Annotated in this window: 14 protein-coding genes; 2 read left to right on the top strand and 12 right to left on the bottom strand. The window is 64.7% G+C overall.

Annotated features, from left to right (window positions below; translation table 11 throughout):
- Window positions 1-88 precede the first annotated feature (88 nt).
- The 3 genes from ACM43_RS34405 to ACM43_RS34395 form a co-directional block, all read right to left on the bottom strand.
- The gene (locus ACM43_RS34405; protein WP_271546203.1) at window positions 89-2,233 is read right to left on the bottom strand and encodes a methyl-accepting chemotaxis protein; all 2,145 of its coding nucleotides are present in this window, start codon (window positions 2,231-2,233) and stop codon (window positions 89-91) included.
- Window positions 2,234-2,401: 168 nt separating this feature from the next.
- Window positions 2,402-3,127, bottom strand: a complete 726-nt coding sequence (locus ACM43_RS34400) for an outer membrane protein (protein WP_157285638.1) — start codon at window positions 3,125-3,127, stop codon at window positions 2,402-2,404.
- Window positions 3,128-3,350: 223 nt separating this feature from the next.
- On the bottom strand, window positions 3,351-3,671 hold the full coding sequence (locus tag ACM43_RS34395) for a hypothetical protein (RefSeq protein WP_035996689.1): 321 nt from the start codon (window positions 3,669-3,671) through the stop codon (window positions 3,351-3,353).
- Window positions 3,672-3,861: 190 nt separating this feature from the next.
- Here ACM43_RS34395 and ACM43_RS34390 point away from each other — a divergent pair, with 190 nt between their 5' ends.
- On the top strand, window positions 3,862-4,146 hold the full coding sequence (locus ACM43_RS34390) for a hypothetical protein (protein ID WP_035996692.1): 285 nt from the start codon (window positions 3,862-3,864) through the stop codon (window positions 4,144-4,146).
- 32 nt (window positions 4,147-4,178) lie between these two features.
- Here ACM43_RS34390 and ACM43_RS34385 read toward each other — a convergent pair whose 3' ends face one another.
- From ACM43_RS34385 to ACM43_RS34350, 8 genes are all read right to left on the bottom strand, one after another.
- Window positions 4,179-5,120, bottom strand: coding sequence for an AEC family transporter (locus ACM43_RS34385; protein ID WP_271546200.1), 942 nt, complete (start codon window positions 5,118-5,120; stop codon window positions 4,179-4,181).
- A 105-nt stretch (window positions 5,121-5,225) separates the two neighbouring features.
- Window positions 5,226-5,435, bottom strand: coding sequence for a hypothetical protein (locus ACM43_RS34380; RefSeq protein WP_035996696.1), 210 nt, complete (start codon window positions 5,433-5,435; stop codon window positions 5,226-5,228).
- Complete coding sequence (locus tag ACM43_RS34375; RefSeq protein WP_197424428.1) at window positions 5,432-5,608, bottom strand: hypothetical protein; 177 nt, start codon at window positions 5,606-5,608, stop codon at window positions 5,432-5,434. Before ACM43_RS34375 ends, ACM43_RS34380 begins: the two co-directional genes overlap by 4 nt.
- 368 nt (window positions 5,609-5,976) lie before the next feature.
- A complete protein-coding gene (locus tag ACM43_RS34370) occupies window positions 5,977-7,596 on the bottom strand; it encodes an ABC transporter ATP-binding protein (RefSeq protein ID WP_271546197.1) in 1,620 nt (539 codons plus the stop codon).
- Between the two features lie 2 nt (window positions 7,597-7,598).
- Window positions 7,599-8,438: an ABC transporter permease gene (locus ACM43_RS34365; protein WP_035996700.1), complete on the bottom strand. Its 840-nt coding sequence runs from the start codon at window positions 8,436-8,438 to the stop codon at window positions 7,599-7,601.
- Window positions 8,435-9,406, bottom strand: a complete 972-nt coding sequence (locus ACM43_RS34360) for an ABC transporter permease (protein WP_225188520.1) — start codon at window positions 9,404-9,406, stop codon at window positions 8,435-8,437. Before ACM43_RS34360 ends, ACM43_RS34365 begins: the two co-directional genes overlap by 4 nt.
- Window positions 9,407-9,616: 210 nt before the next feature.
- On the bottom strand, window positions 9,617-11,167 hold the full coding sequence (locus ACM43_RS34355) for an ABC transporter substrate-binding protein (protein WP_271546192.1): 1,551 nt from the start codon (window positions 11,165-11,167) through the stop codon (window positions 9,617-9,619).
- A 301-nt stretch (window positions 11,168-11,468) separates the two neighbouring features.
- Window positions 11,469-11,657: a hypothetical protein gene (locus ACM43_RS34350; RefSeq protein ID WP_404545497.1), complete on the bottom strand. Its 189-nt coding sequence runs from the start codon at window positions 11,655-11,657 to the stop codon at window positions 11,469-11,471.
- Between the two features lie 220 nt (window positions 11,658-11,877).
- Between ACM43_RS34350 and irr the strand changes: the two genes are divergently transcribed.
- Window positions 11,878-12,363 (top strand): Fur family transcriptional regulator Irr, encoded by a 486-nt coding sequence (gene irr, locus ACM43_RS34345; RefSeq protein ID WP_271546190.1) that lies wholly within the window; start codon window positions 11,878-11,880, stop codon window positions 12,361-12,363.
- Between the two features lie 213 nt (window positions 12,364-12,576).
- Here irr and ACM43_RS34340 read toward each other — a convergent pair whose 3' ends face one another.
- Window positions 12,577-14,124 (bottom strand): winged helix-turn-helix domain-containing tetratricopeptide repeat protein, encoded by a 1,548-nt coding sequence (locus ACM43_RS34340; RefSeq protein WP_271546188.1) that lies wholly within the window; start codon window positions 14,122-14,124, stop codon window positions 12,577-12,579.
- Between the last annotated feature and the right edge of the window lie 71 nt (window positions 14,125-14,195).

Below are 14,195 nucleotides of genomic sequence, written 5' to 3'. Positions count from 1 at the left end.
TGGGCGGCGACAGCATGGCGGTCATACCGAGGCAGTTTTCCGTAACCCGGATTGCGCTACGCTCCATCCAGGCTACAGGATAGGGCTCTTACGCCGCCCGCATGTCGTTGAGGAAGGCGTCGATCTCCCCGCGCAGCATATCGGCCTCGCGCCGCAGCGCGTCCGAGGCGCTCAGCACCTCGGTGGCCGCAGCGCCGGCTTCGGCGGACGCGGTGGAGACGCCGACGATGTTGCTGGAGACCTCGCTGGTGCCGCCGGCGGCATGCTGGATGTTGCGGGCGATTTCGCGCGTCGCGGCGCCCTGCTCTTCGACCGCGGCTGCGATCGTGGTGGTGACGTCGTTGATCTCGCCGATGATCCGACCGATGCCCTGGATTGCGCCGACCGCGGAGGTCGTGACTGACTGCATGCTGGCGATCTGGGTGCGGATCTCGTCGGTCGCCTTGGCGGTCTGGCTGGCCAGGCTCTTCACCTCGGAGGCAACCACCGCGAAGCCGCGGCCGGCCTCGCCGGCGCGCGCCGCCTCGATGGTGGCGTTGAGCGCGAGCAGATTGGTCTGCGAGGCGATGGTCTGGATCAGGTCGACGACGACGCTGATGCGGCTCGCGCTGTCGGCAAGGCTCTGCACCGTGGCGTCGGTCGCTCCCGCTTCGTCGACCGCCTTTTTGGCGATCTCGGCGGAGGTCACGACCTGGCGGCTGATCTCCTGGATCGAGGAGGACAGCTGCTCGGTGCCGGCCGAGACGGTCTGCACGTTGACCGACGTCTCCTCCGCGGCGGAGGCGACCGCGTTGACCAGCGCGTTGGACTGGTCGGCGGTGTTCGACATGCTCTGCGCGGTCGATTGCATCGAATTGGCCGATTGGGCCAGATTATCGAGTGCGGAGCGCACCGTGCTTTCGAACTGGGCGATCTTCGCCTCCATGCGCGCGGCCCGCTCGGCCTTGGCGATACGGTCCTTGTCCTGCTCGCTGGTCAGCGCGCGGGTCTCGATCATGCTCTCCCGGAACACCTGCAGCGTGTTCGCCATGACGGAGATTTCGTCGTTGTGGTTCTTCGAGCGGTAGATCTCGGTTTCGAGATCCCCGTTCGCGAGCAGCTGCATCGACTGCTGCAAGGCGCCGATCCGGCGCAGGATGTTGCGGCCGACATAGAGCCATACGAACAGCGCCGAGCCGACCAGCATCAGCGCGCCCAAGCCCAGCATGACCGACGTCGCGAGCGAAATCTCCTGCCGCGCCTGGAGGGTCGAGGCGTTGGTCTCTTTCTGCACGCCGTCGACGAGCTGCTGCACGCTGATGCCGAGGCCGACATTGAGCTTGCGCGTCTCGTCCAGGATGGTCTGACCATAGTCGATGGAGTCGAGCTCCTTTTCGCGCAAATTGAACACGCCGGTCTTGCCGGTGCCGAGCGCGAGCAGCTTTTCCGCGGTGTCGCGCAGCATCTTGTTGCCTTGGTTGTCCGGCAACAGATCGAGGTTCGACCGCAGGCGCCCCTGCGCCGTCTTGAATTCCTTCTGGATGTCGTCGAGCTTGTCGCTGGTGTTCGCCGACAGCGCCGCGCTCATGTTGGCGGCGGCGAGATTGCCGCTGGCGACGACGTTGCCGAGCTGACCGACGGTCTGCGCGGCGTCGGTCGCGTCTGCGGCTGACAGGTCGGCTGACCCGAGAATGGCATTGACGCGGGTCTGCGCGTCCAGCATCGCCGGGCTCGCTGCGCCGACGAACGCGCCCTGCGCGGTGCGAAGCGCGTCATATTGCTTCTCGTGCAGCGCCGCGAGGTCGAGCCGTTCGCGGGCGGCTTTCGTCAGGCTCTGAGCCGCCTCGTTGATGCTCTTTATCGTATCGCTGAGCCCCGAGACGACGCTCTTGTCGCCGCCGAGCTCGATGATCTCGTTGAGCTTCTGCTGCGTCTGCTCCTGCAATTCCCTGAGCTTCTTGGTACGTTCGTTCAGGGCGTCGTCGCTCTGCGCCGCAAGCAGGGCCGGTCCCTGCGCCGCGAGGCTCGCACTCAGCGCCGACAATTGCAGGCTGGCGGAAAGGCGCGGAATGTCCCGTCCGCTCAGTTCAGTCATGCGTCCGCCGAGATTCTGCAGCGCAAGGCCGGCGCCGGCCGCGATCACGAGGCCCATGCCCGCGATCAAGATGAAGGCTGCGAACAGGCTGCCGCGCACGCCCCATCTCGGCATTTTGAAACGCGGCTTGAAACGGCCGAGACTGAAACGGATCGCCATCGAAATTCCCCCACGCCCTTGCTTTATATTTTGTGGCGGGGAGTATCGGCCAGGGCGGTTAAAAAATCGCAATTGCTGCAATCGGTTGCGTGCGTTCCGCAGAGCGAAAAAAAAGAAGGGGCCGGCAGTGTCGCCGGCCCCTCATCACGATAATGTCTTGCTAACCGATCAGTAGCGCGCCATGGCCGGGCTTGCCCAGTTGAAGCGGTAGTTGACGCCCGCCTTGAAGGTATGGTCGTCGGTGGTGAAGGCGCCGGTGCCGGCGAGCGGACCGGCGGTGAAGCTCGCGTCGCCGAAATTGTAATACTGGTACTCGGCCTTGGCCGACCAATTCGGGGCGAACATGTATTCGAGGCCGGCGCCGACGGTGTAGCCGTTGCGATGATCGCCGGTGATGACGAAGGCGGTCGGCACGCCGCCGACGGTGACCTTCTCGTTGTTGTCCGAATAGGCGTAGCCGCCCTTCACATAGACCAGGCCGGGACCCCAGGTGTAGCCGACGCGGCCGGTGATCGAGCCGAGGCCGCGCTGGTCGTTGGTGTAGGCGATGCCGCCAGGGAACACCGCGCCGACGCTGCCGGAGAGCCAGGAATACTGGCCCTCGACGCCGACCACGAAGTTCGGGTGGAACTGCCAGTCCCCGCCGACCTGCACGCCGCCGAGGAAGCGGCCGTTGCCGTTGTTGCCGGTGGAGAGGCCATTGAAATTGTTGTCGCTGGAGAACGCGCCGCCGACATGGGCGCCGAGATAGAAGCCTGTCCAATTGTAGATCGGCGCGGCGTAGGCCGGCGCGGGCGTCTTGTAATAATTGCGGTTGCCGAGATCGGCGCCGACGGCCGGCGCAGCCGCGCCCACCACGAGCAGCGCCACGGTCGCAAACAGAATCTTCTTCATCGTCTTGAACTCCAACACGTAGATGTCCCGGCAGGCGCGTTTTCTGCGCCGCGTTGGTTTGCAGATAGCTCGCTTTTGACGAAAATGCTGTCACATCCGTGGCACAGCGACGGCCAACGTAACTTGTTGGGCCGTAAATGATTTTCGTGCTTAATGGCAACTTAAGAAGTGGTGAAGGAAGGCTTAACGGCGCACTCTGTCGGTAACTTGCGCGCGCCTTGCGTTAACCAAGACGCCGCCGTGCCTCGTCGCGCATCTGCGCGCGAAAGGCGGCGCGCTTTGCCGGCCTGTCTTCCTCACGCACGTCGTGTCGATCGAAGATGTCGAATTTCTCCAGGATCGGATAGCGCTCGCTCGCCATCGCGAGCACGCGCAGTATCCTGGTCCCCTCCGGCGTCGGGCCGCTGACCTCCCAGCGCCGGATGGTGTCGGCGCCGCCTCTCTCCGGCAATCCGCAAAGCTTGGCCATGTCGGCCGCGCTGAGCTTGCGCTCGAGGGCATCGGAGAGGTCGTTGCGAAGCTGCTTCAGTTCGGCGCCGGTCATGCTTTGCGTCCAGGGAAGTCACTGAAAGCAATGCACTAGCGCTGATTCGGGTCCATCCGAAGACGATGTGAGTCCGCCGCGCTCCGGCACCTTCGTCCGCACACGGAGTTATGAAGGGAGAACCCATGGAAATTTGCCGATGCATGAACACTTGGCACATCGGGGCGCGCAACGGGTGAAGGGATCAGCCATGAAAACCATCAGACTCGCCATTTCCGCGCTGATCACGACGGGACTGCTTGCCGCACCATTCGCAGCTGAGGCGAAAAAGGTCCGGTCAAGCCGGCAATACAGCACTGGTGTGGTGGCGCCGACCTATGGCGGAGCCGGAGCGCCGGCCGCGCAACCGAGGGCGGCCTACGGATCGTCGGGACAGACGGTCGGCACTGTCACCGCGCCGTCGATCGGATCATACAATTGGCCCTCGGTCGGCGTGACCAACTCGGCTCCCACCTGGAGCAACACCACGAGATAGAGGGCTCCGGCAAGGTGGAGGCGACTGGCGGATCAACGCATACCGCTCGCCGATCCCGAGAGCAGATAAAGCGCGATGAGCAATGTCGCGACCGACAGCATCGTGGTGATCGAGACCGTGGCCGCAACCAGCTTCTCCTCGACCTTGTGTTCATGTGCGAGGACGTAGACGGTTTTCGCCGTCGGCACGGCCGCGCAGATGACCGCCGCAACCGTGTAGAGAGGGGTGAGGCCGATCACGACGCAAAGCCCGTAGACGATGAGCGGCATGACCACCAGTTTCACCGCCGCGAGCGCAAACGACGCTTTCAGGTTGGACCGCAAGCCCTCGATGGACAGGCCGAGCCCGATGGCGAACAGCGCGCACGGCGTGAGCGCGGCCGCGATCATGTTGAGATAGGCCGCGACCGGTGCCGGAATCGGCAGTCCCGTCACCGCCCAGGTGAGGCCGATGAACGTCGACAGCACCATGGGATTGAGCAGGATCTGCTTTGCCAATCCCATAGAGCGCACGGAGGCCCCGCGTGCATCGCGCTTTTCCAGCAGGATCACCGTGATCGGAAACATCACCGCGGCCACGAACACCGTCGCGACGGCCGCGGGCAGGACGGCGGGTTGGCCGTAGATCGCATGCAGGATCGGCAGCGCGACGAACCCGGTGTTGGTCATCGCCGCCGCCATCCCCTGAATGGTGCTGCTGGCGAGGTCGTGTTTGCCGCCTGCGCGGACCGGCACGAACACGAGCGCGAAGCAGATCAGCGAGCCGCCGCCGAAGGCGAGCAGAAAGCGCCATTCCAGGAGATTGCGCGCCGGCTCCTGGGCGATCGTGACAATCAACAGCGCCGGCATCGCCACGTTGTAGGCGAAATGCACCAGGGCATCGGCCAGCGCGCGCGAGAGATAGCCGAGCTCGCCGGCGAGCCAGCCGGTGACGATGATCGCGAATACGGGAAGAACGAGGCTGGCGACCTCCATCCGGCTTCCCCCTCATTTTCGAACAGGGAGGGTAGACCGGCAATGGACTGGCGTCACTCCGTGATTTGTGGGCCGCCTTGATTCGTCGGAGGAGAATCCGCCTCGCTAGATTCCCCGGCGCCCCTGGTCTCCGATCACGCAGCGCCAGGCCGCCAGGCGCTCGGCCGGATGCTGGTTCATCCATTCGGCAAGCTGCGGCGCGCCCATCAGGCAGGCCTGCACCGAGATTTGCGCAAAGTCCGACGTGGTGACGATCTGCTCGTGACAATTGGAGGGAGAGGCGAGGCTGCAAAGCACGGCGATGATCTTGATCACGATACGTTACCTCCGTCGCGGCCGATGAACGGGCGACCGATCGCCGGCTTTCCCTGGCCCTCGTCCGTCGGATCGACCGGCGGGAAGATGCTATCGTAGATCGCCCGCGCTTCCTGGATGAGGCGCGTTCGCTCGCGCTCGGACTTCGAGACAAATCGAATAACTTCGCCCATGTTGGCTCCGAATATCAGTGTGAGTCCGTCATGAGATGACGTCGATCATTCAAACGTCATCTATGGTCATGCCCTTAAGCTTTGAAGCGGCCGGTCCGGTCACGACCGGATAAAAAGCGCGTGACCGCGCCGCGCAGTTCCCAGCATCCCGGTGCGTCTTGCTTGCTGGGTTGTTGAGCTGCCCATCACATCACGTTCGTTGTACGGCGCCAGCCGCGACGAGCGACTATGGCGTCAAATCACCCCTTGCCGACATGAGCAAGGATGGTCTCACGAAAGCAAATGCCGCTGAATCGAATATGTTTCGCCTCGCTCGGCGTGCAAGTTTTGGAACCATCACGGAGATCAATGAACGAGGACGAACCGTCTCAGGCCGCCGGCGCGTGCTCCTTCCGTCCAGGCACGGCTGCGAGCAATTCGCGCGTATAGGCGTGCTCGGGCGCGGCGAAGAGTTGCGCAGTCGGCTTCAGCTCGACGATAGCGCCGCGCTGCATCACCGCGATGCGGTCGCAGATCTGGGCAGCGACGCGCAGATCGTGGGTGATGAACAGCATCGACAAGCCAAGGCGCGCCTTGAGATCTTCCAGCAACTTCAACACCTGCGCCTGCACCGAGACATCGAGCGCGGAGACGGCCTCGTCCGCGACGATGATCTCCGGCTCGAGCGCGAGCGCGCGGGCAATGCCGATACGCTGGCGCTGACCGCCGGAGAATTCGTGCGGATAGCGTTCGAGCGCGCCCGCGTCCAGGCCCACCATCTTGAGGAGATCGCGCGCGCGGTCGAACGCCACCTTCGGATCGGTCCCGGCTGCGATCGGCCCGTCGGCGATGATGTGGCCGATCTTGCGGCGCGGATTGAGCGAGGCGAACGGATCCTGGAAGATCATCTGGATGCGATGGCGCTCGCCGCGCAGCGCCTTGCCGGAAAGCGAGGTCAGGTCGGTCTCGCCGATCCGCACCGTGCCGCGGTCGGCTTCGATCAGCCGCATCACCAGGCGCGCTACCGACGACTTGCCCGAGCCGGATTCACCGACGAGGCCGAGCGTCTCGCCCTTGAGGATGTTGAAGTTGACCGCGCGCGCCGCATCGACGCGGCGGGCCTGGCGGAACCAGCCGCCCGACGTGACGTAGGTCTTGTCCAGCCCGATCACCTCGACGGCCTTGGCCCGATCGTCCAATGGCTCTCGCGACGGCGGATCCATCGAGGGCACGGCGGCAAGCAATGCCTTGGTGTAGTCGTGCTGCGGCTCGTTGAAGATGGCCGTGGCGGGACCTTCCTCGACGACCTTGCCGTGGCGGAGCACCACGACCTGGTCGGCGATGTCGGCGACCACGCCGAAATCATGCGTGATGAACATCACCGCCATGTTGCGGCTCTGCTGGAGGTTGCGAATCAGCTTCAGGATCTGGGCCTGCGTGGTGACGTCGAGCGCGGTGGTCGGCTCGTCCGCGACCAGCACCGCGGGCTCGAGCGCGAGCGCCATCGCGATCATGGCGCGCTGGCGTTGGCCGCCGGAGAGCTGGTGCGGATAGGCGCGCACGATACGCTCAGGGTCGGGCAGGCCGACTTCGCTTGCCAGCGCCAGCGCCTTGGCCCGCCGCTCCTTCGGCGTGAGCAGGCCGTGCGCCTCGAACATCTCCGCCATCTGGTCGCCGATCCGCATCAACGGATTGAGCGCGGTCATCGGCTCCTGGAAGATCATCGCCAGCCGACGACCGCGCAGATCGCGCCAGCCGTCGTCAGCGAGCTTGAGCAGGTCCCGGCCCTCGAACTGGATCTCACCGGAGGTGACCGAGACCGTATCCGGCAAAAGGCCCATCAGCGCATGCGCGCACATCGACTTGCCGGAGCCGGACTCGCCGACGACGCAGACGATCTTGCCGGGCTGCAGATCGAGCGAGACGCCGTCGACCGCGAAGGGGCGCTCGGCGCCCTTGGGCAGCGCGATCCGCAAGTTCCTGATGGAGACGGCGGGCGGGGCGGTCATCGTCAGCGGCCCTCCCGCGACAGGCGCGGATTGAGCGCATCGTTGAGGCCTTCGCCAATCAGGTTCAGCCCGAGCACCGAGATCAGGATCGCGATGCCGGGAAACACGGTGATCCACCAGGCCTGCCGGATCACGGTGCGGCCGGCGCCGACCATGTAGCCCCAGGAGATCAGATTGGGATCGCCGAGGCCGAGGAAGGACAGCGAGGATTCAAGCAGGATCGCGGTCGCCACCATCAACGAGGCCAGCACGATCACGGGCGACAACGCGTTGGGCAGGATCTCGCGCAGGATGATCCAGCTGTTGCTTTGGCCGGTGACCACGGCGGCCTGGACATATTCGCGGGTACGCAGCGAGAGCACCTCGCCGCGCACGAGGCGAGCGACCGGCGGCCAGCTCACCACCGCGATCGAGGCGACGATCGAATAGATCGAGGGCTGCAGGATGGCGACCAGCACGATCGCGAGCGCGAAGCTCGGAATGGTCTGGAAGAACTCGGTGAAGCGCATCAGGGCGTCGTCGACCTTGCCGCCGAAATAGCCGGCCATGGCACCGATCGGCACGCCCACGATCAGCGCCGCCAGCGTGGAGACGAGACCGACCAGAAGCGAGACGCGGGCGCCGAAGATCATGCCGGCGAAGATGTCGCGGCCGAGCGCGTCGGTGCCGAGCGGCACGGCCCCGAGCGTGAACGGCGGCAGGAACGGCCGCTGCACCATGCGCCAGGGCGAGTTCGGGAACAGCATCGGTCCGAACACCGCGACAGAGATTGCAACCAGGAGGATGACGAGCCCGATGACGCCGCTCGGGCTCTTCAACATCGATTTCCAGAACTGTTTCATGCGGCGTATTCGATCCGCGGATCGACCAGGCGATAGACGAGGTCGGTGATGAGGTTGAAGGTGAGGACCATGGCGGAGCAGATCACGAACACGCCGAGCAGCAGATTGTAGTCCCGCTGCAGCAGCGCGTCGTACATCAGCCGCCCGATGCCGGGCCAGGCGAACACGGTCTCGGTGATGACGGCGCCGCCGATCAGCGTGCCGGAATGCACGCCGGCGAGCGTCACCACCGGCAGCAGCGCGTTGCGCAGCACGTGGCGGCGCTGGATCACGGCGTCGGAGAGCCCCTTGGCGCGCGCCGTCTTGACGAAGTCGAGGCGTTTCACCTCCAGCATCGAGGCGCGCGTCATGCGGGTGTAGGTCGCCATGAAGAACAGGCCGAGCGTCATCGCCGGCATGATCAGGTGCTTTGCGACGTCGACCGCATGGGCAAGGCCGGTGAGGTTGGCCCCGACCGTCTCGTAACCGAAGCTCGGCAGCCAATCCATCGTGACCGAGAACAGGAGGATGCCCATCAGCGCCACCCAGAAGATCGGCATGGCATAGAAGATCAGCGCGAACACGGTGATGGCGGTGTCGAAAAACGTTCCGGCAAAGCGCGCGGCGAAGGTGCCGAACAGGATGCCGAGCGTGAGCGAGATCGCGAAGGCGGTCAGCGTCAACAACAGCGTCGCCGGCAGCCGCTCGCCGATTAGTTTTGCGACCGGAGCCTGCTGCCGGAAGGAAAAGCCGAGGTCGAGGCTGACGACGCCCTTGACGTAGATGAAGAGCTGCTCGGGCAGCGGCTTGTCGAGCCCGAACTTCTCCCGGAGCTGCTTGACGAAGACCTGATCGCTGGCCCCGGCCTCGCCCGCCATCACGATCGCGGGATCGCCGGGCGCCAGGCGGATCAGGAAGAAGTTGAGGACCACGATCGCGAGCAAGACGATCACGCCCTTCAGGACACGCTGAGCAACGAAGGAGAGCATCTTACTGGAGGTTCATAGAGGGTGACGTAGGCTTTAGCCACTGGGGCGGTACGCTCCCTCGCCCCGCTCTTGCAGGGAGAGGGTTGGGGTGAGGGGCCTCTCTCGGAGTGTGAGAAACGCCGACGGACCTGTACCCCCTCACCCGAATATGCGCTTCGCGCACATTCGACCTCTCCCCGCGAGCGGGGAGAGGTGAAGAAAGGCATGCGCTCACTTGTCGAGCCATGCGTCCTTGAAGCCGTCATTGACCCCGATCCCCGTGGTGATCAGGTTCTTGACCTTGCAGCGCATGATGGTCGGAAATTGCAGCTCGAGCATCCAGGCCACCGGCACGTCCTCGACCAGGATCTTCTGCGCCTTCTCGTAGATCTCCTTGCGCTTGGAATCCGGCGTTGCAACCGCGCCCTCGGCGAACAGCTTGTCGATCTCCGGGTTGGAATAGCCCTCGACGTTGTTGAACACCTGGCCCTTGGCGATGTTGCTGGAGACGTAGTTGCGCCCCACTCCGAGCGCGGGGTCGCCGTACTGGTAGAGATAGGTGAAGGCGATATCGTAGTCCCACTCGGCGATCTTCTGGTTGCCGCCGGCGACGTCGGTGGCGATCGTCTCGATGGTCATGCCGACATCCTGGAGGTTCTGCTTGACGGCTTCGCCCCAGCGCTGCCAGGTCTCGCCATAGGCCAGCGGCAGCAGGCGGATCTTCTCGCCCTTGTAGCCGGCTTCCTTCAGCAGTGCCTTGGCCTTGGCCGGATCGTAGGGGTATTTCTTCACGTCATCGGTATAGAACTTGATGGTCGAGGCCGACGGGCCGGTGGCGACCTTGCCGAGCCCGTTCCAGATCACGTCCTTGGCGAAGTCGCGGTCGACCGCATACATGATCGCCTGCCGCACCCGCTTGTCGGCGAGCGGACCCTGGCGGTTGTTCAGCCACAGCCAGGCCAGCGGCGAGAAGAATTCCCAGCCGGCGCCGGTGACGCAGGTGTCCTTCAGCTTGGACAGCCGCGGCACGTCGAAATTCTCGACCGAGCCGCCGGGCAGCACGTCGACCTTGCCGGTCTCGTAAGCCACCGAGCGCGCGGCGGCGTCCGGGATGATCTGCCAGTAGATCTCGTCGAGATAGGGCTTGCCCTTCTCGTGGTAGTTCGGATTCTTGACCAGGCGGATGAACGAGCCCTTCTGCCATTCCTTGAACATGAATGGGCCGGTGCCGATGGGTGCGTTGTTGTAGGGGTTGGTCTTCCAGTCGGTGCCTGCATAGAGATGCTTCGGCACCATCGGCATCGAGCCGACCTCGAAGATGCCGAGGAACGGGCCGAACGGCTGCTTCAGCGTGAAGACCACCGTATGATCGTCCGGCGTCTCGATCTTGTCGACCTGCGCCAAATTGGTGCGGGCGCGCGCATGGGTCTGCTTCAGCATCTCGATCGAGAACAGCACGTCGGCGGCGGTGAAGGGCTTGCCGTCGTGCCAGGTCACGCCCTTCTTCAGCTTGAAGGTGTAGGTCTTGGCGTCCTCGCTGACGCTCCAGCTCTCGGCGAGCTCCGGCAGGGGATCGAGCTTGGGGCTGTAGCGCAAGAGGCCTTCGAAGATGTTGCCCGAGACCATCTGGGTCGGGCCGTTCTGGACCTGCGCAAGCATCAGGCCGGGCGGCTCAGGCTGGATCACGGCATTGATCACACCCCCCGTCTTCGGCTCTTGCGCCAGCGCAGGGGCCACAAGGCCGCAAGCCAGGAGGAGACCAAGCAACACTCGTTTTGGCATGTCGTAATCTTTCTCAAGCGAGACCAGCCGGAAACGCTTCGCACGCGCCCTCGCGCGCAAAGCGACGGTCGGTCCATCCCAGTCCCCATCCGCCATCGAGGCTCACACAGTCCCGTTCGGCGCGGCAAGATGAAAGTCGCGACAGTGCTCGCACAAAAAATGTACAGCTCGTCCTGTTTCTCCGCCTGTGCGACGGCACGGCAGATCGGCCAGCTCCGAGGGATCAGGCGGCCTTCAGAAGTGATGAGAGCATGCCGGGGCAGTGCACAAGTCCGCGCCTGCGACCAAAAGCATCAGCCCGTCATTTTGCGCCGAGCGCCCGCCGCAATTCGTCGAGCGCCTCTGCAAGCTGCTCGCGGTGCGCGATGTCGTCCTTGGGCAGCGCGGCGACGCTGCGGGCGAGCTCCCGCAGGATTCCGGCCAGCAGGCCGAAGTTGATGTGCAGATGCACCGATTTGCGTTCGTCGGGCGCGCCAGGATGTTGCAGCACCAGCCAATGCCGCTGCCGTCGAGCTTCGCCTCGAAGCGGGACGAACCTCATCGATGCCCGCGCATTCTGGCCGAGAACGAGCCGGACCGCCTTGCGCCAGGTCAGAGGCGGTCGGTGCCAAATTTGATTCGGATCAAAGCCGGTCCAGCGCTTCTGCGATCGAATGGCAAGTAGCGGGATGCGGCTGCGCGTCCTGTTCCCTTGAGCCGTGAGACGATCGATGGACATTCAGGCTACGACTATCCCTGCGGATGACGACAGCGGGCTTGATGTCGCCGGTCTCGAGCCGGCGCCGGACGTGGGCGCGCAGCACTGCCTGCTTTTGCTCGGCAATGCTGGCCTGCGCCCGACACGCCAGCGCCTGGCGCTCGGCCGATTGCTGTTCCTGGGCGGCCATCGTCACGTCACCGCAGAAAGTCTCTATGAAGAAGCAATGGCCGCGAACGCATACCTGTCGCTCGCCACCGTCTACAACACGCTGAACCAGTTCACCGAAGCGGGCCTCTTGCGCCGGATCGCGGCCGACGGCATCAAGTCGTTCTTCGACACCGACACGTCCGTGCATCCGCACTTCTATCTCGAAGGCGAGGACGTGTTGGTCGACGTTGCCGATGGCCTCGCCTTCACCAAGATACCCGAGGCCCTTCCCGGCCACGAGATCGCGCGTCTCGACGTCGTCGTCCGTTTACGCCGGAAGCGAACTTAGCGCAGCCGTGGCTCTTACCCTCCCCTGGAGGGCGAGGGTCGGCTCACATTGAGCGCAGCGAAAATGTGAGACGGGGTGGGGTGACGGTGTCTCCACATCCGACACTGCCCGAGTGGAGAGATCACCCCACCCGCTCGCGCTGCGCGCGATCGACCACGGGCGAGCTTCGCTCGGCCCGGCCCCTCCAGGGAAGGGTAAGAGCAGCGTTGCGCCTTACCGCAACCCGGCGCGGCGGAATCCCTCCAGATAGTGTTCGCGATCTCGCTCATTCGCCCACGGCAGCTGCGTCGCGATCCAGTGCAGCGAGATGCCCGGCTGGGTGCGGCGGAGCTCTCCAAGTGCCATTTCCGCAAGCGCGCCATCGCCGGTCATGCCGGCGGAGACGGCGAGCACGCGGTAGGCCCCGGTAAGATCGCCGCGGTGGCGGATCGCCTCGCGCGCCAGCGCGATGGCCTCGCCATAGTGCCGTTCGGTGAAGCGCGCATAGGCGGCGATACCGTGATAGATCGCCAATGACGGATCGCGCGGCGACAGCCGGATCGCCTTTTGCGCAGCCTCGAACGAGTCCTTCGACCGTCCGGCATAGGACAGTGCCAGCGCGTAATAGCCCTGCGCCAGGGAGAAGTTCGGATTGAGCGCGAGCGCCTGCTCGAACTCGGACAGTGCGTCGGTGAGCCTGCGGGTCGAGAAGCAGACGCTGCCGAGCGCGGCATGTGCCCAGGCATCCTCATGGTCGCAGCGCACCGCTTTGAGCGCGGCGGCTTCCGCGGACGGCGCAACCGCGGCCAGCTCGGTCCAGCCGAGATGCACGCCGAACATGTCGTTCACGGCCAGCACCGACAACGCCTGGCCGTAATCCGGGTCGATCGCGATCGCGCGCGCGAGCAGCGCCTTCGCGGCCGCGTGGTCCTGCCGGGTCACGCGCCAATAATGCGACAGCGCGCGCATCAACAGGTCCCAGGCGTCGAGGCTCGCCGGCGGCTTGCGACGGCTGCGGAAATTCTCGGCGGCGTGGATCTGCGGCTCGATCGCGGCGGCGATCGCATTGGTGATCTCGTCCTGCACGGCGAAGACGTCGACGAGCTCGCGGTCATAGCGCTCGGCCCAGAGATGACCGCCCGACACGGCGTCGTTGAGCTGCGCGGTGATGCGCACCCTTTTGTCCGCCTTGCGCACGCTGCCTTCGACGATGTAGCGGACGCCGAGTTCCTCGGCGATCTGCCTGATGTGGACCGCGCGTCCCTTGTAGGTGAAAGAGGAGTTGCGGGCGATCACCATGAACCAGCGCTGCTTCGATAGCGCGGTGAGGATGTCCTCGCTGATCCCGTCGCCGAAATAGTCCTGCTCGGGATCCCCGCTCTTGTTCTCGAAGGCGAGCACCGCGATCGCCGGGCGGTCCGCAACGCGCGGGGGAGCGGGCCTGGCTTCCGTCCGCGCGAGCGATACTGCCACCTCTTCCCGGACCTCGCCGATGAAGCGAAACCCCTTGCGCGGAATGGTCTTGATCAGGCGCTGGGTCGCGCCATCGTCGCCGAGCGCCTTGCGCGCGGCGTTGATCCGGCTGTTCAGGGCGGAATCCGAAACGATGCGGTCGTTCCAGATCTGGCTGATCAGGTCATCCTTACTGACCACACGCGCCCGTTGCGTGACCAGATAAAGCAGCAGATCGAACACTTGCGGCTGCAACGGAACGGTTTCCCCGTCGCAAGTGAGCTCCCGAAGGTCACCGTCCAGCACGTTGTTTTCAAAGCGAAATCGCACGTTCTCGTCGTCTCAAGCAAAAATCAAAGTCGTCTCAGGCGAAAATCAATCGTCCGCGAAAGCCGCGGGAC

It is taken from the genome of Bradyrhizobium sp. CCBAU 45321, from assembly GCF_028128975.1.
GTDB lineage: Bacteria > Pseudomonadota > Alphaproteobacteria > Rhizobiales > Xanthobacteraceae > Bradyrhizobium > Bradyrhizobium yuanmingense.
Note: the sequence above shows the minus strand (reverse complement) of the source record. Positions and strands in the feature narration are given on the sequence as shown.